We start from the raw sequence: 22,316 nt of genomic DNA, 5'->3' as shown, positions 1-22,316 counted from the left end.
GGGGTGACACTCCGATCGCGTGACGTCGTGCGGGCGGAGCGGTGTGGCCGGCCGGGCCGACTTCGGGCAGCGACGGGCGCCCGCTCCTCGTGGGGATCGTGGGCCTCGGCCCGATCGACGTCAATGCTCGAGCGCCGCGACCTGCGGTTTACCTGCGGTGGCGGCTGAAACTTTCTACGAGCTGTGTAAAAAGCATCGCCGGGATTGTCATATGCCACGTTCACGCATAGTCTTCTGACATGACTATCCGGGGCACGGTGCTCACCGCGCCGAGCTACTTCGTGCTGGCCGCGCTCCTCGACGGCCCGCTGCATGGCTACGTCATCATCAAGCGGGTCGAGACGCTCTCCGGCGAGGCGGTGCGGCTCGCGGCCGGCTCGCTCTACGCGGTGCTCGACCGGCTGGCCGAGGCCGGGCTGGTCGAGGTGGTCAGCGAGGAGATCGTCAACGGCCGGGCGCGCCGCTACTACGCGCTGACCCCCAAGGGCACCGATGCCGTGCAGGCGGAGGCGGCCCGGCTCGCGAGCGCCGCGAAGATCGTGACCAGCCAGGCGCTGCGCCGGCGGGTGCTCAACACGACCATGGCGTGGCCGGCATGAGCGACGTCCTCACCCGGCGCTACCGGCTGCTCCTGCTGGCCTACCCGCCCGAGTACCGCCGGCGGCGGGGCGACGAACTGCTCGGCACCGTGCTGGAGGACGCGTCGGCGGGGCAGCGCTGGCCGAGCGGGCGCGAAGCGGCGAGCATCGTGGCCCAGGGGATGCGGGCGCGGCTCGGCGCCGCCGGGCGCCGCACGCCGGGCGCGGTGTGGTCCGAAGGCCTGCAGATGGGCGCGCTGCTGCTGCTCGGCTTCGCCTTCGCCGGGCTCGTTCCCGACCTCGTCTGGGGCCGGGCGTGGTCGGTCCAGGGCGGCATCGCGGCGGTGCTGGCGCTGGCGGCGATCGCCGCGACGGTGTGGGCCCGGTGGATCGTCGCGCTGGCGCTGACGGCCGCGTGGCTGACCGTGCTGCTGCCGGGCCAGTGGCTGCCGTGGCCGTTGGGCACCGCCGTGATCGTCCTGGCCGTGCTGGCGGTCCGGTTCCGTTCGGGGCGCGTGACACGCTCGGCGTGGTGGCTGCTGGTGGCGCCGGCCGCGGTAGCGATCCAGCACGGGCCGGGTCTCCTGTCCGACGGGACGGCCGGCGATCTCGTGGCGGCGCTGCTCGCGATGGCGATCGTCGGCGGCTTCGTGCTCGCGTGCCTGATCGGGGTGGCGCTCGATCCGCGGCTGCCGATCGCGGGCGCCTGGCTGCTGGTGGCGGTCGCACTGCAGAACACCGTCGGCTTCCGGGCGTTCCTGGACACCCCGGACGCGGACACGCATTTCGTCGTGCATCCGATCCCGGCGTCCTACGTCATGCTCGCCATGGTCGCGGCGCTGTTCCTGGCCGGCCACGTCAGGAGTCGTCAGCTGGCGCGGCTCTGAGCGTGGGGAAGAGCCGGGCGAGGCTGCGTTCGGCCGCGCGGGCGTACTCGAACCGGTCGGTCGATCGGCCGTAGGCGAGGTCCTCCAGGGCGGCGCACCGGGCGAAGAACTCGATCCGGTCCCGGGCGGGCGGCTCGCCGTACTCGGCCAGGACCGCGGCCAGGAACTCGGGGCCGAAGTCGCGGTACAGGCGGGCGAAGTCCAGCGCCGGGTCGGTGACGGCGGCGTCGGTCCAGTCGATCACGCCCGTGACGGCGCCGTCGCGTTCCAGGATGTGCTCCGCACCGAGGTCGGCGTGGGCCAGGACGCGCCGGTGCGACGGCTCCGGAATGGTGTCGTGCAGCATCCGGAGGAGTTCCGCCGGGCCGTCCAGATCCTCCAGCCACTCCCCCGGTTCGGCGTCCTCGACCGGCGCCAGGCCGTCCACCATGGACAGTGGGATGGCGTGCAGGTCGCGCAGGAAGCGGCCGAGCGGTGCGGCCAGGGCGGCGGGCGCGGGCCGGCCGAGCAGGGGGCGGCCCGGCAGCAGGGGGTAGGCCAGGACGCCCGTGGCCGGGTCGGCGAAGCGGACCGCGGGCACCGGCAGCGACACGTGCGCGGAGACGACGGCCAGCAGGGCAGCCTCCCGCCGTACCACATCATGGTCCGCGGCCCGCAGGACCAGCTCGCCGCAGCGGAAGGCGGTGTTGTCCAGGCCCCGGCCCAGCTCGGTGATGCCGGCGTCGGCCAGGTCGGGGGCGTGCGTGCGCAGCGCCTGCCGGGCGCGCTCCCGCGGGGTCGGCACGATGGCGGCTCCCTCCGGGCGCGGGGCGGGGTCGTGTGGGGAGCATACCGGCGCGGACAGTTCGGCGTAGGCCCCGGTGAGCTGCAGGACGGTGCTGACGATGCCGTGGGCGCCGGTGACGTACAGGCCGGCGCCAGCCTCGGCGGCGTGGCGGCGGGCGGCGAGCATGGCCCGGATGCCGCCGGCGGCCAGCAGCCGCACGGTGGACAGGTCGACGACGATCTCGGTGCGCTGCCGCCGGCTGAGCACGCCGGCGATGCACTGGGTGAGGCGGCCGGTGGTGGCGGTGTCGATGACGCCCTGCACGGCGACCCGGACGGCGTCGCCGGACTCGTCGACGGTGACCGCGAACGGGTCCGCCGGGGCGTTCATCGCCCGGCTCCCTCCGCGACGGCCGGCGGGTCGACCGGGGAGGCGCCGTCGTGGCCGGGCAGCCAGTCCAGGGTCGACTCGGGCAGCCGGCGGGTGCCGTCGAGGCCGTACATGATCTGCCGGTCGGCGGGGTCGCCGGCGACGGCCCGCACCAGCCAGGACCGCCACGCCCTGGCCTCCTCGTCGTGGCCGGTGCCGAGCAGCGCCCGCAGGGTGAAGGTGGCGTCGCGCAGCCAGTCGATCGACCCGTCGCGGCCGACCAGGGCGCCGGTGTGCAGGTCGCCGATCAGGGCGTAGGCGTCGATCGGCGAGGGCATCGCCCTCACCGGCGCACGAGCCGGGCCCGGCCGGGCTGGAAGATGACGGTGCCGGCGTCGTCGAGGTCGTAGAGGGCGGCCGGCCCCTCGCCGGTGATGCGCAGCCGGTGCGGGCCGATCAGCTGGTACGTCGAGGTGCCGGTCGCCAGCGTCAGCGACGGCAGCAGCACCCGGGCGGTCGGCGCGTCAACGGGCCCGCCGTGGCTGGTCAGCGCCAGCCGGCGCACGGCCCAGGTGGCGAACACCGGCGAGTCGGGCAGGCGCAGCAGCGCGTCGTGCGGGATCTGGGCGGCGTCGTCGGCGCCGGACCAGCCCGTGGCGTCGCGCTGCAGGGTCAGGGTGCGCTCCCATCCGCTGCCGCAGCAGGTGACGGTGAGCGCCGTGACGGCCAGGTCCTCGTCGAGCCGGGCCAGCCAGTGGCAGGTGTAGGCGGATCGGCCGGTGATCACCGCGGTGCCCTCCGCCGTGCCGGCGTCGTGGTCGAGGAACACCAGCTCGGTGCCGACGGTGTCGGTGCGCTGCCAGGCCGCCTGCCCGGTGGTGGTCGGCGTCTCGGTCAGGGTCATGGTCACGCTCCTTGCCGTACCGGATGCATACAACCATGTTTGCACTATGCAATGAATCGTGCCAGCGATGTCCCCGGCGGGTCGCGCCCGGTCGGGGTTACGCCCCGTCGCCGTCCCCGGTGGTCCAGCCCAACCACCAGTCTTGCTCGCCGACCTCGCCGGCCGCCGCCGCAAAAGCCGTCAGCGCGTCGATGACCGCCGGCTGCCACAGATCGGCGGTCTCGGCGACGAGGGCCTCGAGGTCGCTGCGGCGGCGGGCGAGGACCTGCTCGACGACGTGCCGGCCCGCCTTGGTCAGCCGCAGCCGCACGATCCGGCGGTCGCTGACGCTGCGGGTCCGGCGCACCAGCTGCTTGCGCACGAGACGGTCGATCATCCGGGTGGCGGTGGACGGGTTGATCTGCAGCTCGTCGGCGATGTCGATGCCGCGCTGCGGGCCGCGCCCGGCCAGCACGGCGAGGGTGCGAAACTGCGGCAGGGTGACCTCGCCGTCGACGGCCGCAAGCGACCGGGCGGTGAGCCCGACAAAGGCGCGGCTGGCCAGCATGAGGGCCTGCACCGCGGCCTCACTGACCGCCGGCCGGGAGGACTGCATACGGCCATCATCGCAGGACGGCGAAATCCTTGCACATGGCAATGGTTGTTTAGGGACGAGCGCGACGGGCACGGGTCGCAGAGCTACCGGACGGAGATGGGAGGCGCGATCATGACGACGAGGGACGGCCGCCGGGTGGTCGTGGTGACCGGCGCGAGCGGCGGCATCGGCCGGGCCAGCGCCCGGGCGTTCGGGGCCGAGGGCGACGCGGTCGGACTGCTGGCCCGCGGCAGCGACGGGCTGGCCGGCGCGGAACGCGACGTCCTCGAGGCCGGCGGACGGCCGCTGCCCATCGAGGTCGACGTCGCCGACAGCGAGGCGGTGGAGCGCGCCGCGACGCACGTGGAGGCGGAGCTCGGCCCGATCGACGTGTGGGTCAACGTGGCGTTCTCCTCGGTGTTCGCCCCGTTCATGGAGGTCAAGCCGGACGAGTTCCGGCGCGCGACCGAGGTCACCTACCTGGGCTACGTCAACGGTACCCGCGCGGCGCTGCGGCACATGCTGCCCCGCGACGCGGGCACCATCGTGCAGGTCGGTTCGGCCCTGGCGTACCGGGGCATCCCGCTGCAGACCGCATACTGCGGCGCCAAGCACGCCATCCAGGGCTTCAACGAGTCGCTGCGCTGCGAGCTGCTGCACGACAAGAGCAACGTGCGGCTCACCATGGTGCAGATGCCGGCCGTCAACACGCCGCAGTTCGACTGGGTGCTGTCCCGCCTGCGCCGCCACCCGCAGCCGATCCCGCCGATCTACCAGCCCGAGGTGGCGGCCGGCGCCGTGGTGCACGCGGCCGCGCACCCGGACCGCCGCGAGTACTGGGTCGGCGCGTCGACGGCCGCCACGCTGCTGGCCAACAAGGTCGCGCCGGGGCTGCTCGACCGCTACCTGGCCCGCACCGGGTTCGACTCCCAGCAGACCCGCCAACCCGCCGCCGACCTCGAACCGAACCTCTGGCGGCCCGCCGACGACGCGCCCGGCACCGACCAGGGCGCCCACGGCTCGTTCGACCAGCGCGCCCACGAGCACAGCCAGCAGCTGTGGGCCTCGCAGCACCGCGGCCTGATCGGGGCCGTGCTCGGCGGGGCCGCCATGGCCGGCGCCACGGCCTGGCTGGCCGGCCGCCGGGCCTGACCACCCGGGGCAGCACACCGCACCGGACTCCCGGCAGCCGGCGAACGCCCTGCTGTCCACAGTGGCGTTCGCCGCCTGACCGGGTCGTCTCCCGTCAGCCGACCATGAGGCCCGACAGGTCGCGCAGGCGCTGCGCCGATCTGCGGGCCGGGCCGGCGGGGTTGATCGCCGAGTGGGCGAACACCTCGAGGCGGCCGGCCGCGCCGGTCATCGCGACGACCGACTGCATCGGCTCGGCGCCGCCGAAGCCGGTGTCCCAGCCGTGCCAGCTGGCGTAGATGTCCTGCCAGCAGTGGTACAGCGTGCCGTCCAGGCCGGTCGCGAACAGCTCCAGATGCTTCGCCGGGCCGGCCGCGGCGGTGACGGACTGGACCGGGCCCGGAACGTTGTTGAACCGGGGCGCCCACCCGTGCCAGCGACCGTCGGCGGTCATGCGGTTGTGGTACAGCGTGCCGTCGAGCTGGCCGACGGCGAACAGCTCCAGGTCGCCACGCTCGCCGGCGCCGCGCACGGCGAACGCCTGGCGCATCCGGGCCGGCGTGCCACCGGCCGCGGCCGTCCACGCCAGCCATTCGCCGGACGGCTTCTGGCGGGCGTGCAGCAGGGTGCCGTCCAGGCCGACCGTGAACACCGACAGGTTGCCGGCCGGGTCCGGCGAGGCGCAGACCTGCTGGATCGGGCCGGGCGCGCCGTTGAAGCCGGCCGTCCAGCCGCGCCAGCGGCCGTCGTGGTAGAAGTCGCGGTACAGGATGCCGTCCCGGTCGATCGCGAACAGCTCCAGGCCGGCGGGCCCGCGCACCGGCAGGGTCAGCTGCATCGGCACCGGCTGGCCGTCGAACGACGGCGACCAGCCGTGCCAGTGACCGTCGCCGTCGAGCCAGTTGTGGTGGACCCGGCCGTCGACGGCGCCGACGACGAAGACCTCGAGGTGGCCGTTGGGGTTGCGGGCCACGGCGACCGACTGCACCTGTGCGGGGGCCTTGTCGAAGTCCGCCTGCCACATGCTCCAGCGGCCGTCGTCGTCCTGGCTGATGTGGTACAGCTCGTTGTTGCCGGCGGCGAGGCTGTTGCCGCCGACGGCGAACACCTCCAGGCGGCCCCGGGACGGGCCGACGCCGCCGGCGACCTGCTGCACGGCGGTCGGGGCCTGCTTGAAGCCGCGGGCCCAGGCGCTCCAGTTCCCGGTGGCGTTCTGGTCGCGGTGGTACAGGTTGCCGTTGAGCGCGACGCGCTTGCTGAACAACCGGTTGACGTAGCCGTGGACCCCGGCGTAGAGGTCGTTGCCGTCGGCGGCGAACGTCACCGTGTAGTCGCCGGTGGTGTATGCGGCATAGGTGAGCAGCAGCTCGTGCAGGACGGTGCCGTCGGCCGGGTCGAGCTCGACGACGTAGCCGTCGGAGCCGGCGACGAGCTGGTTGCCGCACCGCACGACGTGGACCGGGTTGCGTTTGATGCCGCCGACCCGGGTGCTCCACCGCTTCGTGAAGTCGGCCAGGGCGACGCCGCTGGCGAAGCCGTGGGTGCCGCAGAACAGCCAGCCAGGGGCGGATGTCATCCAGGTGTCGTAGTCGCCGACGCCGATCTTCTGGCCGAGCATCAGCTCGTGGATGACGGCGCCGGTGTCGGGGTTGAGCCGGTACACGAAGCCGTCCGAGCCGGCGAACGTGCCCTCCGGGGTGTCGATGAGCGTCACCGGGTCGTTCTGGACGCTGCCGCCCACGCCGGTCTTCCAGGCCAGGCTCCAGTTGCTCAGCCGGATGCCGTACGCGGCGCCGTGCACGCCGACGAACAGCATCGTCGCGCCGAGCGCCAGCCGGGTCTCGACGCTTCCGACGCGCACGTCGGGGTTGACGTTGAGCGAGCTCACAATGTTGCCGGTGGCCGGATCGAGGCGGTACGCGGTGCAGTTCGCGCCGGCGTAGAGCACGCCCGGCGCGCACAGCAGGTGTACCTCGCCGGCCGACATCGTCCCGCCGACCGAACGCTGCCACGTTGCCTGCGCCCAGTTCTCCAGCGGGAACCCGAACACGTGACCCTGGCACGAGAAGTAGACGCGGGTGTCGTCGACGGCGAGGTGCGTGGCCGGGGTGGCGCCGGCGCCCGGCACGATCGTCTCGGCGCGCAGCACCCGGCCCGACACCGGGTCCAGCTCGTACAGCGCGCCCTTGCTCGCCGCGAACATCCGCCCGTCGTGCAGCACGACGTCCACCTCGCCAAGCGCGGGCAGGGTCCCCGGCAGCCCGGTGGACCACACCGTGGTGAACTCCTGGTCCTGCGACACGATGCCCAGCCGGGGCGAGGCGAGCCGGGTCAGCAGCGTCTTCAGCAGCGGGCCGAAGTCGTCGAAGGCCGCGGTACAGAACGGCTTCTGCCCGTCGTTGAACTGCTCCAGGTCCTGCAGGCCCTTCGCGCTCAGCCCGGCGCGGGTGGGGATGCGGCGGCGGATGTCGGCGACGCTGATCTGCGTTTCGCCGCCGTTGAGGATGTCCGCGATCGCCTGCTGCGACATCCGGGCCGCGCGGCTGGTCTCGGCCATGCCCTCGCGGCCGTTGGCGCCGGTGAGCAGCGTCAGATCGCCCCACACCTCGTACGCGTCGGGGTGCGCCGGCGACGCCACCCACAGCGAGCTCTCGTTGAAGTGGTCGTGGACCCGGGCCGAGCTGAGCTGGGTCGCGGCGCTGGTGAGGAACGTGAGGTAGTACTGGTACGCGGTGAACTCGTCGGCGTCGCCGTGCGGCCCGACGCCGCTGGCCAGCACCCGGCCGACGAGCGTCGCCGCCTCCTGCGCGGTCTGCGGGTCCGGCGACGGCCCGGCGTAGCCGGGGTCGTACAGCGACCGCCCGGCCAGGTGCGGCTGGTTGGCCTGGGTCATCCGCGTGATGGCGTCGAGGTCGACGATCGGCAGCAGGTCCTCGTGGGCCGCCCACTCGACGAACCACTGCATGACCATCGTCTTGTTCATGAGATGGCCGGCGGCGAACGAGTCCTGCAGGAAGTGGTCGGCGTAGCCGTTGAGCGCCCACGCCCGGCCCTTCAGGTCCGCATCCTGGCGCTCCCACGCGCGGCGGGCCGCGGTGCGGGCCAGCAGGTGGTTGACCTGCCACCGGTGCCAGGAGAAGGGCGCGAAGTGGCAGGCGTTGCGGGCGAGCAGCCCGAGGTAGTGGTCGCTGCCCTGCGGGCCGAGCCCGGACGTGAGCAGGTCGAGGGCCTGCGTCTCGAGCATCGCGTTGACCTGGCTCTGCCAGAACGGCGGGTTGGCGGAGCCGGGGAACGTCACCCGCGGGTCGGTGTTCGTGCGCAGCTGCGTCAGCCGGTTGTACCCCTCCTGCCGGATCAGCTGCAACAGCGGCAGGAGGATGTCGGCGCCGAGCGACTCGATGCTTTCGCTGCCGGGCAGGAAGTCGGGCAGGGCGTTGAGCTCGCCGGTCGTGGCCAGGACCCGGTCCGGGCCCAGCCGGACCGTGCGGATCCAGTTGCAGATCCGGTCGACGTCGGCCTCGGTGACCGTTTTCGGCGTCCGCCGCCACAGGTCGAGCAGCGCGATCTGACGCTGCAGTACCTCATCGCGCTGGGGCGAGCCGGTCACGATCGCGTTGAGCTGCTCCGGGATCAGGTCGCCGAGGACGCGGTGCTCGTGGGCCGCGTGCGCCTGCAGGACGCCCGTGCGACGGTCCAGCACCCGGACCCGGCGGTCGGGCGGCTTGGCGGTGCCGGCGACGACGGCCGCGGCGAGACGGTCCGCGGCCCGCTCCAGCGGCTGCGCGGGCTCCCCCGCGCGCACCAGCCCGGCGGCCTGCTGGACCAGATGCGCGGCCTCGTGCGCGAGCAGCCGCAGCCCCTCGCCGGTGCCCGGCCGGTAGGCGTCGGCGCGCAGGTGGATGTCGGCGCCGGTGGCGACCGCGTCGGCACCGACGGCGCGCGTGAGCCGCTCGGCGCGGGCGCCGGTGTGCACGCGCACGTCGCGCAGGTCGGCGTTGAGCGCGTACTCGAGGTGGTCGCGGACGGCCGCCGGCAGCGGCTGGCCACTTCGGCTGGTCATGAGCTCTCCCTGGGTGTGTCGGCACGCCGCCCGGGCGGTTCGGGACACGACGGCCCGGCGCGCCGCCGGCGGCGCGCGGGGATCGCACGAAGGGAATGGTGAGGTGTCCGGGCAGCGCTCGGGCGCAGGTTGGTGGTGGGTGGTCCGGTCCCGCACCGGACCCCCGAACCGCAAGATCGAGGTTAGGCGACCGCCGGCCGCGCGCGAGCCTCCTTACGCAGAACGCACCCGAGCACGTCAGCCCAGCGCGGCCGCCTTGCGCAGCAGCACTGAGCGTTCGCGCTGGTTGGCGCACAGACGAGCCGCCAGCTCCAGCTCGGCGCGGGCCTCCGGTCGCCGTCCGAGCCGGGCCAGCAGCTCGCCGCGTACGGTCGGGACCAGATGCGAACCGGGGAGCCGGTCCAGGGCGATCAGCTCGTCCACGATGGCCAGGGCCTGCGCCGGACCCGAGGCCATGGCCACGGCGACGGCCCGGTTGAGCTCGACCACCGGCGAGGGCGCGACCCGGCCGAGCGCCTCGTAGAGCAGCACGATCCGGTCCCAGTCGGTCGCCTCGACGGACGGCGCCGACGCGTGGGCGGCGGCGATCGCGGCCTGCAGGCCGTAGGGGCCGAGGCCGCGGGTCGATGCCCTGGCCAGCGCGGCCAGCCCACGGCGGATCGCCGAGAAGTCCCACCGCCGCCGGTCCTGGTCCTCGAGCAGGACCGGCGAGCCGTCCGGGCCGGTCCGGGCCGGGAAGCGCGCGGCCGTCAGCTCGCACAACGCGAGCAGACCGTGCACCTCCGGCTCGTCCGGCTGCAGCGCGGCCAGCGTGCGGGCCAGCCGGATCGCCTCGTACGCGACGTCGGGGCGCAGCAGCCGGTCGCCCGACGTGGCCGTCGACCCTTCGGTGAAGATCACGTAGATGACGCTGAGCACGCCGCCCAGCCGTTCCCGGCGCTCGCCGGCCGGCGGCAGCTCGAACGGCACCCCGGCCGCCGCGATCGTCTTCTTGCCCCGGGTGATGCGGGCCTGCACGGTCGGCACCGGTACGAGGAACGCGCGGGCGATCTCCTCGCTGGACAGCCCGCCGACCACGCGCAGGGTCAGCGCCACCCGGGCCTCCGGGGAGAGCACCGGGTGGCAGCTGATGAACATCAGCGCCAGGATGTCGTCGTCGATCCTGTCGGGGTCGACTTCTTCGTCAGCCGCCGAGTCGACCGTCAAGTCGGCCGCCAGCAGGGCGTATCGGTCGTGCAGGGCGGTCCGGCGGCGGATCGCGTCGATCGCCCGCCGCCGGGCCGTGGCCATCAGCCAGGCCGCCGGATTGGCCGGAGCGGCAACCGGCCACGACACCAGCGCCTCGGCCACCGCCTCCTGGGCGGCATCCTCGGCCAGCCCGAAATCGCCGGTGAACCGGGTCAGCGCGGCAACGATCCGCGCCGACTCGATCCGCCAGACGGCCTCGACGTCGGCCGTGCCCATCAGATCCGGCCGCTGCTCTCGCTGCCGACCCGCTCCTCGACAGACCCCTGGCCGTCCAGCGGCATCTCGTCGTCCCCGGCCACCCGCCGGACCTCGATCTTGGACCCGGTGACCGCCGGGATCCGCTTGGCCCACTCGACCGCCTCCTGCTTCGAGGCGACATCGAGCATGAAGTAGCCCCCGAACAGTTCCTTGGTCTCGCCGTACGGCCCGTCCGTGACCACCGGGGCCTCGCCGCTGAAGTCCACCACGACGCCCTGGCGCGCATCGTCGAGCCCCTCGGCCGCGACGAACACGCCGGCCTTGACCAGCTCCTCGATGTAGGAGTAGGTCCGGGCCGCCAACTCCTCGAACCCGGCCATCAGGGCCGCGTTCGACTCATCGGTGCCCCGCATGATCAGCATGTACTTCGCCATCGTGTGCTCCTTCTCGGCGGGGCCGCCTCTCGGCCCTCGCACCCCACTCGTCGAACGGGCGCCCCGCGGATCGACACAGCCCCGAAGAAAATTTTGACGGTACGCCCCGTGCGGCTCATCCATCGTGGGGCGCGTTTACCGCCCCGCCGCCCGGGAAGACCGCTCGTCGCGGGCTCGACGCCCCAAACAACGCCGCGGAGAGGAACGGAGACATGCCGGGTACGCAAGGGTTCTCCGCGGAGCACACGATGGTTCGCCTGGACATCCCCACCGGAATCGCCTTTGACGCCTTCACCGCCGCGTTCGAAGAGGCGGCGCCCGTGTTCGACACGAGCGCCGCGCTGCGCGCCGGCCAGCCCCCCGGCGGCTGGAACGAGTTCGAGGCGGCGGTGGCCGCCAATGCCCCAAACGAGCTGGTGATCTTCGGGAAGATCGAGGCGACGCCGCTGATGGCCATTGCCGGGCACCGGAGGAAATACACGGAGTACCTGCTGGGCAATCCGGTAATTGCCGAGAGCATGCTCCGCCACCACCCGGCGGTCATGCTCTATGCGCCGCTGCGCATCCTGGTACACAGTGACGACAACGACTGCGCCGTCTTCACGCTCGATCAGCCGAGCGCAGTGTTCGGCGGGTTCGGCATCCCGCAGGTCACCGAGGTCGGCGTCGGCCTCGACCGCAAGGTGGCCAACCTCCTCCGACTGATCGGCGTCGAACCGCCCGAGGCGCTGACCGGCCCGGCGTCCCGGTGAACGCCGTCGCCGCCCTCGGCCGTTCAGGCGGCGGAGCGCGCCGCCTCGAGCCCGTCAACGATGGCCTCGAGTTCCGGCCGCTTCGCGGCGTCGGTGATGAACCCGACGAACGGCCCACCCTCGAAGACGAGGGTGACCTGGACCAGTTGCTCCTTCTCGCGCCCGAACAACCTGACGCGCCGTTCCAATTCCTGCCACTGCGCTTCTCGGAACGATGACGCCGGTGTCCGGGTGACGGACTGACCGCCGCGCAGCTTCTCCAGCCAGCCACCGTCGAGTACGAGCCGTTCGTTCGACTGCCCGTCGACCACGATCATGGTGCGCAGGGTAACGGACCTTGCGCAGGTATGGGACGGCCCATTCAGCCAGAGATAAAACGATCTCGCGTATATGCATCTGGGTCTGTACCGTGCTCGCGTGACAACGCCATCGTCCCCCGTCGGGCCGGGCCCGGACCAGCCCGTTCACGGCGAGCCTGACGCCACTGGGCCGACCTGGGCCGCTCCGTCGACCGCTGCGGTGCCGACATCCGGGATTCCGACGTCCGGGATGCCGACATCTGGGGTTCCGACGTCTGGAGTTCCGACGTCCGCGGTGCCCGGCTTTGGGATGCCTGGCCCGGGCATGCCGACCGGCGATGTGCCGGTTTGGAATGCTCCGGGGTCCGGCGGGTTCGCCGGCGGTCCCGGCGCGGTGTGGCCGGCCGGAGCGCCGGTTGCGCCGAAGCGGTCTCGGACCGGGCTGGTCGTCGGAGTTGTCGTCGTCGTGCTCGTGCTGCTGTGCGGCGCTGGTGGGGTCGCGGCGTTCGTCGCCGTCAGTGATCTCCCATCGGGCGGCTCGGCCGCGGCGGAGGGCGGGGGCAAGGCCTCGAGCAGCCCCTCCAGTCCGCCGAAGCCGCTGTCCGTCGCCGACTACCAGGCGGTCCTCACCGAGGTGGACGCCCTGATCGGACCGGCGTGGCAAAAGGTCGTCGCGGCAACCAACCGGACCGCGATGTCCGAGGCGGCCGTGCTGCTGGCCCGGGCGGCCAAGGACAGCGAGGCCCGGCTGGCGTACGTGACCGCGCCCACGGAGGCGGAGGCCGGCCACGCGCACCTCAAGCGGGCGTTCGCGTCGACGGGCAATGATTTCAGCGACCTGGCCCTGGCCGTACAGCAGGGCGACGTGTGTGCCAGCTCCTCCGCGGTCTCGCAGGTGACCGGCTCGCCCGCGGCGACCGAGGTCCGAGAGGCGGTCAAGGCCTTCGGGACGACGTTCACGTTCGGCGCGTGGCTGCCGGCGCCCGCCGCCAAACAGGACCGCAAGCTGGCCAACGGCACGTACGTCAAGAAGGGCACGCTCAACGGCTCCGGCGAGTTCACGATCAACAACGGCGGTGGCGACACCGACGTCGTGGTGAGCCTCGTGCCGAACGGCACGAAGGTCGCCGCCACGACGGTCTACGTCACGGCCGGCAGCACGTTCAAGGTCAAGCATGTGCGGGACGGCAGCTACCAGGTCTACATGGCGACCGGCGCGGACTGGGACGCAGGCATCGCCGGCTTCACCCGCAACTGCGACATGTCGAAGTTCACGGACCCCCTGGACTTCAAGACCACCAGCAGGCAGTACACCACCTGGGAAATCACCCTCAAGAAGACCGCCGGCGGCAACGCACACACCGACCCGGTCGACGCGGCCGACTACCCACAATGACCGACGCCCCTACCCCGTTCGACGCCGCGCGTTCTCTCATCCTGCAGGGGCGCGTCGTCGAGGCCGAGTCGCTCATGGTGCGCGAACTCGACGCCGTCACCGCGCGGCACGGCGCTGGGACGCCGCAGTGGGCCTCCGCGCAGTGCGACCTGGGCAACGTGCTGTTCAACGCCGACCAGATCGGCCGGGCCGTCGACTGCTTCCGGGCGGCCGATCAGCCAGACGCTGCGCAACTGGGGCCTTGCCCTGCAGGATGCCGGCCGGATCGAGGAGGCGGAGGCGCGGCTGGACGAGGCGGTGCGGGTGGCGACGACCGGCACCGACGCCGAGGTCCTCGGCCGTGGCCGAGTCGCGCTCGGGCTGAGGGTGGTCTTGCCGGCGGCGGGCGGTCCGTCGATGGCAACCCGCGTCGGGTGTGCGACGGTGACGGACCCGACCGCCTCAGCCAGGCGGCTGAGCAACTCGTCGCGGGTGCCTTGGTCCATGTCCTGGCCCGTCCTCATCTCGCGACCGAGCAACGTTTCACAAAGTGATCCAGTACCGCCGCTTGGGCCCGATGATCGTCTCCCGGACATCTTCAAGCACCCCGCCGCTTCGCCGCTGGCCGCCGAACGGTGCACCGTCAGGCGCCGCCGTGGGAATCGGGGTCCGGGAGGGCGGTCAGTGTGTACCGACTGGCCAGGTCGGGCAGGATCGTTCGTAACGCGGTGACAGTCTGCGGCCCGGCGCCGTCATGCAGGAGCACGATCGAGCCCGGGCGGGTGTTTGTCAGCACGTTGGTGATGATCGACTGAACCCCGGGGCCGCGCCAGTCCTGCGGATCGACGCTCCAGTAGATCGAGGTCATCCCCATGCCGGCCGCGGTCGTCACGAGCTGCGGCGAGAAGTTGCCCCCGGGGGCACGGAAATAGCGGATCGCCGCGCCGGGTACGACCGCGTGGATCGCGTCGTTGGTGCGTTGCAGCTCAGCGTTGATCCGATCGGCGGGCCGGGTACGCAGCATCTCGTCGTGGCTCCACGTGTGGTTGCACAGCGTGTGTCCCTCGGCCACCATCCGCTGTACCAGCGCGGCGTGCGCCGCGACCTGCCGGCCGATCATGCAGAACGTCGCCTTGATGTGGTACTGGGCCAGCAGGTCCAGCACCGCGGGGGTGTCGTCCCATGGGCCGTCGTCGAAGGTCAGCGCGACCGTGGCTGACCCGGTGGTGCGCAGCGATCCGGCCGGGCCGGTGCCGGCAGTGACGGCAGGTGCGGGGACGGAGGCCGAGGGGGTGGGGCTCGGCGTCGTCGGAGGTGTTGTCGGCACCCGACTCGGTACCGCCAGCGGCACCGAACTGACCGGAGCGGTTGGATGCGAGGGCGGGCTGTCACTGCCACCGAGCGTCAGTGCCAGAACGGTCAACCCGAGTACGGCTGTGCGGCGCCAGGGCACGGATGAACTCCATTTTGGGGTGTCGCGCGGAGTGCCGCTGGCCGGTGATAGCACCGGGGGTGTTGCCACGGCTTAAGGACCGCCTGAGTACGCGGTGAGCATGGCCGGGAGCGTGTGGTGGTGTCAACCCGTCGAGCCCGGCTGGTCGCCGGGAAGGCGTTGGTCAGGCCGGCTGATCGGCTTGCGGCACCAGTCGTCCAACCGTGGCTACCGTTTCCATCATGATCTCGCCTGCTCTGCGTGGCCCGCTCACCGACCAACCCGAGTTGCTGCAGCTGCGGGAGATGCCGGTCGAGGCGGCCCGGCTGCTCGACGTACTGCACGCGCCGCCTCGCCTGGCGGCACACCTGCGTCTGGTCCACGACGTCGCCGCCACGCTCACCGTGGCGCTCGAGCACCGTCACCCTGATCTGGCGTTCGACCGCGTGGCCGTACTGTTCGGCGCGGCCACCCACGACATCGGCAAAGTCGTCCATCCCACGGAACTGACCGGCCCGGGATCGGCGCACGAACCAGCAGGGCACGCGCTGTTGCTCTCCTACGACATACCCGACCGGTTCGCCCGCTTCGCCGGTACCCACGGCACGTGGCACGCCCCGGACCGGACCATCGACGACCTGCTCGTCAGCTTGGCCGACGCGATCTGGAAAGGTCAGCGCGTAGCCGACCTGGAGGACCTCCTCGTCGACCGGATCGCCGCAGCAACAGGCCAACCGAGGTGGCAGGCATTCCACGGCCTCGACGAAATCCTCGACAACGTCGCCACCGACGCAGACCAACGCCTGGCCTTCCAGGCCAGCTACCCAGTCCGAACCTGACAACCGCCGTCCCCGCCGGGGCTGCAGCCACTACAGGATCGGGGCCGGGCGCCACGCTCGCGGGCGCGCGGAGCGAACAGCCGTCCGGGCCGGCGCCCCGCCGATGTCCGCCCACGCCCGCGACGCCGGCCGGCGCCGGCTCGCCGCAGCGATGGCGGACGCCGCCCCGAGCGTGCTGCACCGATCGGTCGACCGCAGGCGGCTCACGGCCGGCCTGGCGTTCGGTCTGACCCTGGCCGCCACTGCGACCGGCGCCGTGGTGCTACGCCGTTCCGGCACCCGTCCGATGCGGCTGGCCCGACCGGCGACCCGTCCGGGTCCGCGTCGAACCAGGTGCCGCGCCCGGACCAGTACGTGTTCACGGAGACCCGGCAGGGGTCCCAGGAGTTGGAGCGGACGGCCGCGCGCAGGACCGCGGAGCTCTCCTGCGGACCGCCGTCGTCGACCGCATCGGACAGCTACCGTCCTGACCCACCCAGGGCCGCGACCGCAAGCCTTCGCGCTCAGAGGCCGGACGCGACACATGGCGTTTTGGGTACAACGCGGCGTTGAGGCATCCGCGATGATGGTGCGTGATGAGGTGGCGTCGTTGGACCTGGATCATGCCGGTGGTGCTGCTGCTGGTGGTCGTGTCCGGTTTCCTTGCGTATCAGACGGTACGACCTGGGGAATGGGTGACGGCGGCGACCCGGCCGTACCCGGAGGTGGCGCCCTCACCGGTGCCGGGTGTGATCGCCTCGCTGCGGGCCGCCCCGCTGATCGTGGACCGCAGATTGCGCGTGTCCACCAGCACACACGATGTGTGGGCCGAACTGCTTGACGCTCCGGACGGGGTCACACCGTTCTGGTCCTATCACAAGTTCCCGGCTCAGGTCGTCAACGCCGTTGCGGTCGACGCCGAGGATGGGGCACCGCCCGTGGTCGTGGTGAAACTCTCCGGCGGCAGGCTGATCGGCATCGATGCGACCACCGGCCGGGTCGCCTGGCGCGCCACCGTCGGGGCGGCAGTCGGGGACGACAACCACGGCGGCCCGACCGGCGTGCAGACGCTCTACGGCACCGAGTTGAACAGCCTCTTCACCGCAGCCGACGCCCGCGGGCACGCGGTGGTCATCAATGCCGGGGACAGCTCCGCTGATGCGTTCGACCCGTCGACCGGACGACGGCTGTGGCACCTCGACACGCCGGACTGTCTCGGCGTGACCTGGACCGGACCGACTGTGTTCGTGGCCGTGCAGTACTGCGGCGAACCGAGAACCCTGCACCTGTACGACGCGGGCACCGGCCACCAGCTGACCACGTGGCGACCGCAGAAAGACCCCGATGCCATCGACTTTCCCACCGGCTGCTCGGTCGCCACATCACGATGTGACGGCTTCGACGCCGGCGGCGCGGGCGGTTCCTGGCGCATTCACCCGGACGGCACCCTGACCGCGGTAAGCGACCGCGACCCGCCGACGGTCGCGGCCGACATCGGTGACGTCACCCTGCGCCGAGCCGACAGCGGCCGGCGCACCATCCGGGCGGTGTCACGCGTTGACGGGTCCGAACTATGGAGCAGGTCCTTCGACGCCGACATCGACGAGGTCGCCGCCGACGGGACCGCCGCCTATGTCATCACCCGGGACCGGTTGTCGCGGCTCGACCCCCGTACCGGCGCTGTCGAACAACAGGTCGCGCTCCCGTCCGGCGCGTCCGAATCGGTCCACGTGTACGCGACGGACGGCTACGTCGTCATCGACCAGTCCAACTTCGACTTCACCGACCGCAACGCCGCCTGGTCACTACCCGGCACCGCACGGCCCGTGCTCCTGATCGCCACCTGAGCGCCGGCCACCCGTGGGTGGGCTAGCCTCTGCGCTGCCGCCTGCGCGGCGACCCTCTCCAGAGCTCGGATTGGCCTGATGAACGAAATCGAGTTGACGTTCGTGAAGCCGTTCTACCGGCAGATGATGGGCCTGAACGCGCGGCGTTGGGCCGATGAGCTGTGGCCGGACCTGACAACCGCCGGCCGCCGCGTGACGGGAAGTGACGTCAGCTGGATGCTGCGGACCGGACACTGGCGGCCCGTCGTGATGGGGGCATGGTTCAGTCTCGCCGTCCCCGCCGAGTCGATCACGGACGATCTACTGTCGGCGATGGCCGAGTCGCGGGGCTCGCTGACAGCCGGTCCCCTGGCAACCGCCGCGACCCTTGTGGCGGGGCGCAATGCCGTGACCGCGATGGCGGATTACCTTGCCTTCGTCTTCGGGCTCGGTCGGCGCGACGGGTCGCAGCATGTCGTCGCCGCCGCCATGGAGTACCTGGGAGCGGATCCCGTGGTTGATCCGGGCGATGACGGCCGCCGCCAGTTTCGAGTCCTCCACGACGTCGCCATACGCCTTCGTGAGGCGTTCCGGCCAACCTGATCAGCCGCGAGCGCCTTCCCGCACGACGGCGCGCGCGTCAACCGTCAGGCGTGTGTAGCTCAGGGCCGAACCTGCCCCCTCGGCGGCCCGCGGCTCCTCCGGCGGCCCTTCGGTGCCCAGCCCTCCAGCCAGCCGGGCGAGCAGCGCATCGACGGTTTCAGCCGTCGCACCCCGCGCGCCGAGCCCCGCCACGACGTCCGGCGGCCCGCTGCGGACGAGTGCGGCAAGCAGGTGCTCGGTGCCGATGTGCGCGGCCGCCTCCGCCACCGCGACATGCAACGACTGCGTCAGGACCGCTCGCGCCGCCTCATCGAACCGGTACGGCGCCTTCGGCGGCAGTCGCCCACCCTGGGTGCTCGCGGGTTCGGCCGGCTCAGGTGGCTGGGGCGCCGTCCAGATGCCGGCGGTGTTGCCGACCGGCCGGGAGACCAGCGCGGCGGCGAGATCGGCCGTGGTCATCTCCGATCGGCCGGCGGCGAGGGCGTAGTGCGGCACGAGGCCTACCACCTGCCGCACCTCGGCAGTGAACCGTTCGAACACGAGGCACTTTCTACCCGACCCCGCCGGCCTACGGAACCCGGCTAGGTCCGGCACTGCTGCAAGGGCGCGCAGTCATTTCGAACTGCGTGCGTCGGTGCCAAGGCCGACTTGCCGGCCTTGGCCGGCCCGCTCGCCTGCTGCGACCTTTGATCGATGTCGGGCTACTGCGTCTTAATCTTGCGGCCCCGCTGATCACCGCGACCCAACCGGGCCGGGCTGAGGTCGTAGATCAAATTAAACAAGTAGCCGCATCGGCGTGCTGGCGTTCATGAGCGAGGGGCAGGGGCCCGATCCGGGGACCAGCGGCGAGGCAAGGGTGAGACGATCATGTTCCTCAAGCCGCCGGTGTCGCTTCGCCGCCGCACTCGAATTTGCCGTAGGAATCATATGGTTAGGCACGCGCAGCGCTGGAATGCGTCGAAGTTCATACCGTTGCGTCCGACCCGGGCTCGCGGCGCGCTGATGCTCGCGGGCGTGCTCGTGGCGGCAGGGGCCTACGGCCTCGTCGGGCTCTGCGGCCAGCTGCGCATGGATGTCATGCGGACCGGCAGCTGCACAGTCGCCACGGTGACACATGTGAGCAGGGAGCACCTCACGGTCGAGCTGGACAGCGGGACCCAAGTCGGCCTTTACGGGTACGGTCTGGACCTCACCGAGGGAACGGCTCTGCGGGTCTGCGTCAGTAAGGACGGCACCTGGGCCGACGCGCGCGGTGACTCGAGCAACTGGCTGCTCACTTCGGAGCCGGCCGTTTTTCCGGCCGCGGCGGCGGGAGTCCTCATGTTGCTGGCGCTTTATGCTGGCGACGGCATCCGGATCGGGTGCCGAAACGAGGATTGAACCTGGGCTCAACAGTTCCGGAGCTGAGACCAGCGTTACGGATTCCGTATGACAGCTCCCGGCATCCGGATCCGCCGCGGTGGGAGCTCTGGCGTTCATAGTCGCTGCTGGCGCACCGTGATATATGGCTGCGTTTCCTGTTCCCAGCGCCCGTCTCGAGGCCCCCGGGTGAACGTGTCCTGCGGGCCGCGGTGGCGGCCCACCTCGGTCGCTACCGCGGCCAGACCGGCGGCACAGCGAGTCGGACCTGCGCGTCTTCCTGCGCTGGTGCACCGATCACGGCCTCGACCCGCTGGCCACGGTCCTCACCGGGCCGCTGACGCGGTCCGCACCAGCACCGAACGCTGGGCGCTCGATCCTGACCATCATCCCCATGGCTATCGTCTTGGTCGTCTTCCAGCTTCTTCGTCCGCGGAGTGGCGCAGTCCGGCATAAGGCGCTGACCAGGGCCGACGTGTGCCCGCACGAGGTGTGGTGGCCGCGCGAGGGGGCAGAGCACAAAGTATGGCAAGGTACAAGGTGGGTTACATCGTCGGCAGCCTCGCGGGCGCCTCCATTAATCGTGCGCTGTCCAGGGCGCTCATCCGCCTGGCGCCGCCGGAGCTGGAGTTCGTGGAGATTCCGATCCGCGACCTGCCGCTGTACAGCTACGACTACGACGCCGACTTCCCCGCCCCGGCACGGGCGTTGAAGCAGGCCATTGCCTCCGTCGATGCGGTGCTGTTCGTCACGCCGGAGTACAACCGCTCGATCCCCGGCGCCCTGAAGAACGCCATCGACTGGGCGAGCCGGCCCTGGGGCGACAACTCGTTCACGCGCAAGCCGTCGGCCGTGATCGGCGCGTCCCCGGGCAAGATCGGCACCGCGATCGCGCAGCAGAGCCTGCGCAGCGTGCTCGGCTACTGCAACTCCCCCCAGATGAACGCCCCGGAGGCGTACATCCAGTTTCGGCCCGGCCTGATCAGCGAGACGGGCGAGGTCGGCGACGCCGGCACCGAGCAGTTCCTGCGGAAATTCATGGCGGAGTTCCACGGGTTTGTCGCCCGGGTCATGACGGCGCTGCCCCGGGCCGGGGCGCGCGAAGCGGAGCAGCGGCCGCCCGCCGCCGACGAGGCGGACGCGCTGGTAATCGGCGCCGGTCCGGTCGGCCTGATGGCCGCACACGAGCTGCTGCGCCGCGGGATCGCCGTGCGGCTGGTCGACGCCGCATCCGGCCCGGCCACGACGAGCCGGGCCGCCGTGATCCATCCGCGCACCATCGAGATCCTGGACCAGCTGGGGTTCTACGAGGAGTTCAACGCCCGCGCGGTGCAGGGCAGAGGGATCGCCTTCGACGCCGACGGCCGGCAGTTGGGATCGATGGACCCGTCGTTCACCGGGCACGCCACGCGCTTCAACCGGATGTGGCTGCTCGACCAGGCCATCACCGAGCGACTGCTGCGCTCGGCGGTCGAGCGGCTCGGCGGTCGCGTGGAGTGGGGTGTCCGGCTGACCGGCGTCGAACAGGACGCCGGGACGGTACGCGCGACGCTGGATCACGACGGCAGGGTGGAGGAGACGACGGCGCCGTGGCTGGTCGGCTGCGACGGCGGGCACAGCACGGTCCGGGAGCAGCTGGGCGTAGTGCTGAAGGGCGAGTCCACCGAAACCTGGCTGATCGCGGACGCGGAGATCGACTTTGTGCGGCCGGTCGAGCACGACCGGATCCGCTGGATCCGGGCGGACGGCGCGTCCACGATGCTGTTTCCGCTGGTCGGCGAGCGCCGCTGGCGGCTGCTCGACACTGTCGACGTCGACTACGGGGGCGATGACGACGCGGTCGCCGAGCGGTTCGCCAGGAAGCTCAGCCGCGGTCTGGGGACCGAGGCGCGCGTGGAGCGCCCGACCTGGGTGTCGGTGTTCACCATCCAGCAGCGCGCGGCGCCTGTCATGCAGTCCGATCGTTGCTTCCTGGCTGGCGACGCCGCGCACGTGCACAGCCCGGCGAGCGGACAGGGCCTGAACGCCGGCGTGCAGGACGCCTTCAACCTGGCCTGGAAGCTCGCCGCGGTGATCCGCGGCCTGGCCGGCCCGAGCCTGCTGGACACCTACAGCGCCGAGCGGGTGCCGGTCGGGAAGGCCCTGCTCCGCTCGACGCGGACGGCGACAGAACTCGTGGAGCTGCGCAACGCCGTGGTCGACGAGCACCTGCCCGCCGTGTTCGAGGTGGCCAATGCATGGCCCCCGATCTTCCAGGCACTGAACCGGAGCCTCTTCGGGGCGATGTCGGGCCTCGGCATCGCCTACCGCACGAGCCCTCTGACGGTACCGGACACCGACACGCTCCGGCCCGGGCCCGCCCCCGGGGAGCGCGTGGTGCAGGTCCGCCACCCCGAGGCGGACACCGCCGGCTGGCGGAAGCTGTTCGACGCGCTGCGCGGCCCGAGCTGGCTCCTGGTCACCGCAGACCAGACCACCGGCGGTCAGGAACTCTCGCTACCGAGCCTGGCGCAGACGTGCGCCGTCGGCCGGCCCGCCGCCGACACGCTCGGCCTCGAAGATGGCGGGTGGGTCCTCGTCCGGCCCGACGGCTACGTAGCCGCCCGCGGGCATGGCCAGGACCAACTCAACAGCGCTCACTGCCGCATGCCGCTGTGAACGCCGAGACGACGCGGTTTCGGCGCTGGGAGTCCAGTGGATCGT

At 71.9% G+C, this 22,316-nt stretch carries 20 protein-coding genes and 1 pseudogene; 10 read left to right on the top strand and 11 right to left on the bottom strand.

The window, feature by feature from the left end:
- The first annotated feature begins 239 nt into the window (after positions 1-239).
- Together ACQEVU_RS18990 and ACQEVU_RS18985 are read left to right on the top strand one after the other, a co-directional pair.
- Positions 240-599, top strand: coding sequence for a PadR family transcriptional regulator (locus ACQEVU_RS18990; RefSeq protein ID WP_433325254.1), 360 nt, complete (start codon positions 240-242; stop codon positions 597-599).
- Complete coding sequence (locus tag ACQEVU_RS18985) at positions 596-1,465, top strand: hypothetical protein (RefSeq protein ID WP_433325252.1); 870 nt, start codon at positions 596-598, stop codon at positions 1,463-1,465. The genes ACQEVU_RS18990 and ACQEVU_RS18985 overlap by 4 nt, the downstream gene beginning before the upstream one ends.
- On the opposite strand, the gene ACQEVU_RS18980 is transcribed toward ACQEVU_RS18985, so the two are convergent.
- The 4 genes from ACQEVU_RS18980 to ACQEVU_RS18965 all read right to left on the bottom strand — a co-directional run bounded on the left by ACQEVU_RS18980 (position 1,437) and on the right by ACQEVU_RS18965 (position 4,099).
- Positions 1,437-2,621 carry a phosphotransferase gene (locus ACQEVU_RS18980; RefSeq protein ID WP_433325250.1) on the bottom strand — a complete coding sequence of 395 codons (1,185 nt, stop codon included), beginning with the start codon at positions 2,619-2,621 and terminating at the stop codon, positions 1,437-1,439. The two genes, ACQEVU_RS18985 and ACQEVU_RS18980, sit on opposite strands and share 29 nt — an antisense overlap.
- On the bottom strand, positions 2,618-2,938 hold the full coding sequence (locus ACQEVU_RS18975) for a glycoside hydrolase family 15 protein (RefSeq protein ID WP_433325248.1): 321 nt from the start codon (positions 2,936-2,938) through the stop codon (positions 2,618-2,620). The genes ACQEVU_RS18980 and ACQEVU_RS18975 overlap by 4 nt, the downstream gene beginning before the upstream one ends.
- 5 nt (positions 2,939-2,943) lie before the next feature.
- The gene (locus tag ACQEVU_RS18970; protein WP_433325246.1) at positions 2,944-3,504 is read right to left on the bottom strand and encodes a putative glycolipid-binding domain-containing protein; all 561 of its coding nucleotides are present in this window, start codon (positions 3,502-3,504) and stop codon (positions 2,944-2,946) included.
- A gap of 97 nt (positions 3,505-3,601) precedes the next feature.
- Complete coding sequence (locus ACQEVU_RS18965) at positions 3,602-4,099, bottom strand: MarR family winged helix-turn-helix transcriptional regulator (protein WP_433325244.1); 498 nt, start codon at positions 4,097-4,099, stop codon at positions 3,602-3,604.
- Between the two features lie 111 nt (positions 4,100-4,210).
- Here ACQEVU_RS18965 and ACQEVU_RS18960 point away from each other — a divergent pair, with 111 nt between their 5' ends.
- Positions 4,211-5,230 carry an SDR family oxidoreductase gene (locus tag ACQEVU_RS18960; protein ID WP_433325242.1) on the top strand — a complete coding sequence of 340 codons (1,020 nt, stop codon included), beginning with the start codon at positions 4,211-4,213 and terminating at the stop codon, positions 5,228-5,230.
- Between the two features lie 94 nt (positions 5,231-5,324).
- Here ACQEVU_RS18960 and ACQEVU_RS18955 read toward each other — a convergent pair whose 3' ends face one another.
- The 3 genes from ACQEVU_RS18955 to ACQEVU_RS18945 form a co-directional block, all read right to left on the bottom strand.
- Complete coding sequence (locus tag ACQEVU_RS18955) at positions 5,325-9,269, bottom strand: eCIS core domain-containing protein (RefSeq protein WP_433325240.1); 3,945 nt, start codon at positions 9,267-9,269, stop codon at positions 5,325-5,327.
- Positions 9,270-9,506: 237 nt separating this feature from the next.
- Positions 9,507-10,733: an RNA polymerase sigma factor gene (locus ACQEVU_RS18950; RefSeq protein ID WP_433325238.1), complete on the bottom strand. Its 1,227-nt coding sequence runs from the start codon at positions 10,731-10,733 to the stop codon at positions 9,507-9,509.
- A complete protein-coding gene (locus ACQEVU_RS18945; RefSeq protein WP_433325236.1) occupies positions 10,733-11,149 on the bottom strand; it encodes a YciI family protein in 417 nt (138 codons plus the stop codon). The genes ACQEVU_RS18950 and ACQEVU_RS18945 overlap by 1 nt, the downstream gene beginning before the upstream one ends.
- 248 nt (positions 11,150-11,397) lie before the next feature.
- On the opposite strand from ACQEVU_RS18945, the gene ACQEVU_RS18940 reads away from it, so the two are divergent.
- Entirely contained in the window at positions 11,398-11,901 is a 504-nt protein-coding gene (locus ACQEVU_RS18940) for a DUF302 domain-containing protein (RefSeq protein ID WP_433325234.1), read from the top strand.
- Between the two features lie 23 nt (positions 11,902-11,924).
- Here the strand turns inward: ACQEVU_RS18940 and ACQEVU_RS18935 are convergent, their stop codons facing one another.
- A complete protein-coding gene (locus ACQEVU_RS18935) occupies positions 11,925-12,218 on the bottom strand; it encodes a hypothetical protein (protein WP_433325232.1) in 294 nt (97 codons plus the stop codon).
- Between the two features lie 448 nt (positions 12,219-12,666).
- Between ACQEVU_RS18935 and ACQEVU_RS18930 the strand changes: the two genes are divergently transcribed.
- Positions 12,667-13,596: a hypothetical protein gene (locus ACQEVU_RS18930; protein WP_433325230.1), complete on the top strand. Its 930-nt coding sequence runs from the start codon at positions 12,667-12,669 to the stop codon at positions 13,594-13,596.
- A 359-nt stretch (positions 13,597-13,955) separates the two neighbouring features.
- Here the strand turns inward: ACQEVU_RS18930 and ACQEVU_RS18925 are convergent.
- Together ACQEVU_RS18925 and ACQEVU_RS18920 are read right to left on the bottom strand one after the other, a co-directional pair.
- Positions 13,956-14,081 (bottom strand): annotated as a pseudogene (locus ACQEVU_RS18925) (uridylate kinase); the annotation flags it as partial.
- 137 nt (positions 14,082-14,218) lie between these two features.
- Positions 14,219-15,028, bottom strand: a complete 810-nt coding sequence (locus ACQEVU_RS18920) for a polysaccharide deacetylase family protein (RefSeq protein WP_433325228.1) — start codon at positions 15,026-15,028, stop codon at positions 14,219-14,221.
- Between the two features lie 203 nt (positions 15,029-15,231).
- Between ACQEVU_RS18920 and ACQEVU_RS18915 the strand changes: the two genes are divergently transcribed.
- The 3 genes from ACQEVU_RS18915 (at position 15,232) to ACQEVU_RS18905 (ending at position 18,254) form a co-directional block, all read left to right on the top strand.
- On the top strand, positions 15,232-15,846 hold the full coding sequence (locus ACQEVU_RS18915; protein WP_433325226.1) for an HD domain-containing protein: 615 nt from the start codon (positions 15,232-15,234) through the stop codon (positions 15,844-15,846).
- Positions 15,847-16,421: 575 nt separating this feature from the next.
- Positions 16,422-17,672 (top strand): PQQ-binding-like beta-propeller repeat protein, encoded by a 1,251-nt coding sequence (locus ACQEVU_RS18910; protein ID WP_433325224.1) that lies wholly within the window; start codon positions 16,422-16,424, stop codon positions 17,670-17,672.
- 78 nt (positions 17,673-17,750) lie between these two features.
- Positions 17,751-18,254, top strand: a complete 504-nt coding sequence (locus tag ACQEVU_RS18905) for a hypothetical protein (RefSeq protein WP_433325222.1) — start codon at positions 17,751-17,753, stop codon at positions 18,252-18,254.
- On the opposite strand, the gene ACQEVU_RS18900 is transcribed toward ACQEVU_RS18905, so the two are convergent.
- Positions 18,255-18,794: a hypothetical protein gene (locus tag ACQEVU_RS18900; protein ID WP_433325220.1), complete on the bottom strand. Its 540-nt coding sequence runs from the start codon at positions 18,792-18,794 to the stop codon at positions 18,255-18,257. It abuts the gene before it with no gap.
- A gap of 327 nt (positions 18,795-19,121) precedes the next feature.
- On the opposite strand from ACQEVU_RS18900, the gene ACQEVU_RS18895 reads away from it, so the two are divergent.
- Together ACQEVU_RS18895 and ACQEVU_RS18890 are read left to right on the top strand one after the other, a co-directional pair.
- Positions 19,122-19,634, top strand: a complete 513-nt coding sequence (locus ACQEVU_RS18895; protein ID WP_433325218.1) for a hypothetical protein — start codon at positions 19,122-19,124, stop codon at positions 19,632-19,634.
- Positions 19,635-20,153: 519 nt separating this feature from the next.
- A complete protein-coding gene (locus ACQEVU_RS18890; RefSeq protein WP_433325216.1) occupies positions 20,154-22,271 on the top strand; it encodes an FAD-dependent oxidoreductase in 2,118 nt (705 codons plus the stop codon).
- Positions 22,272-22,316: the final 45 nt, after the last annotated feature.

The sequence above is a fragment of the Dactylosporangium sp. CA-139066 genome (assembly GCF_050936175.1).
Lineage (GTDB): Bacteria > Actinomycetota > Actinomycetes > Mycobacteriales > Micromonosporaceae > Dactylosporangium.
Note: the sequence above shows the minus strand (reverse complement) of the source record. Positions and strands in the feature narration are given on the sequence as shown.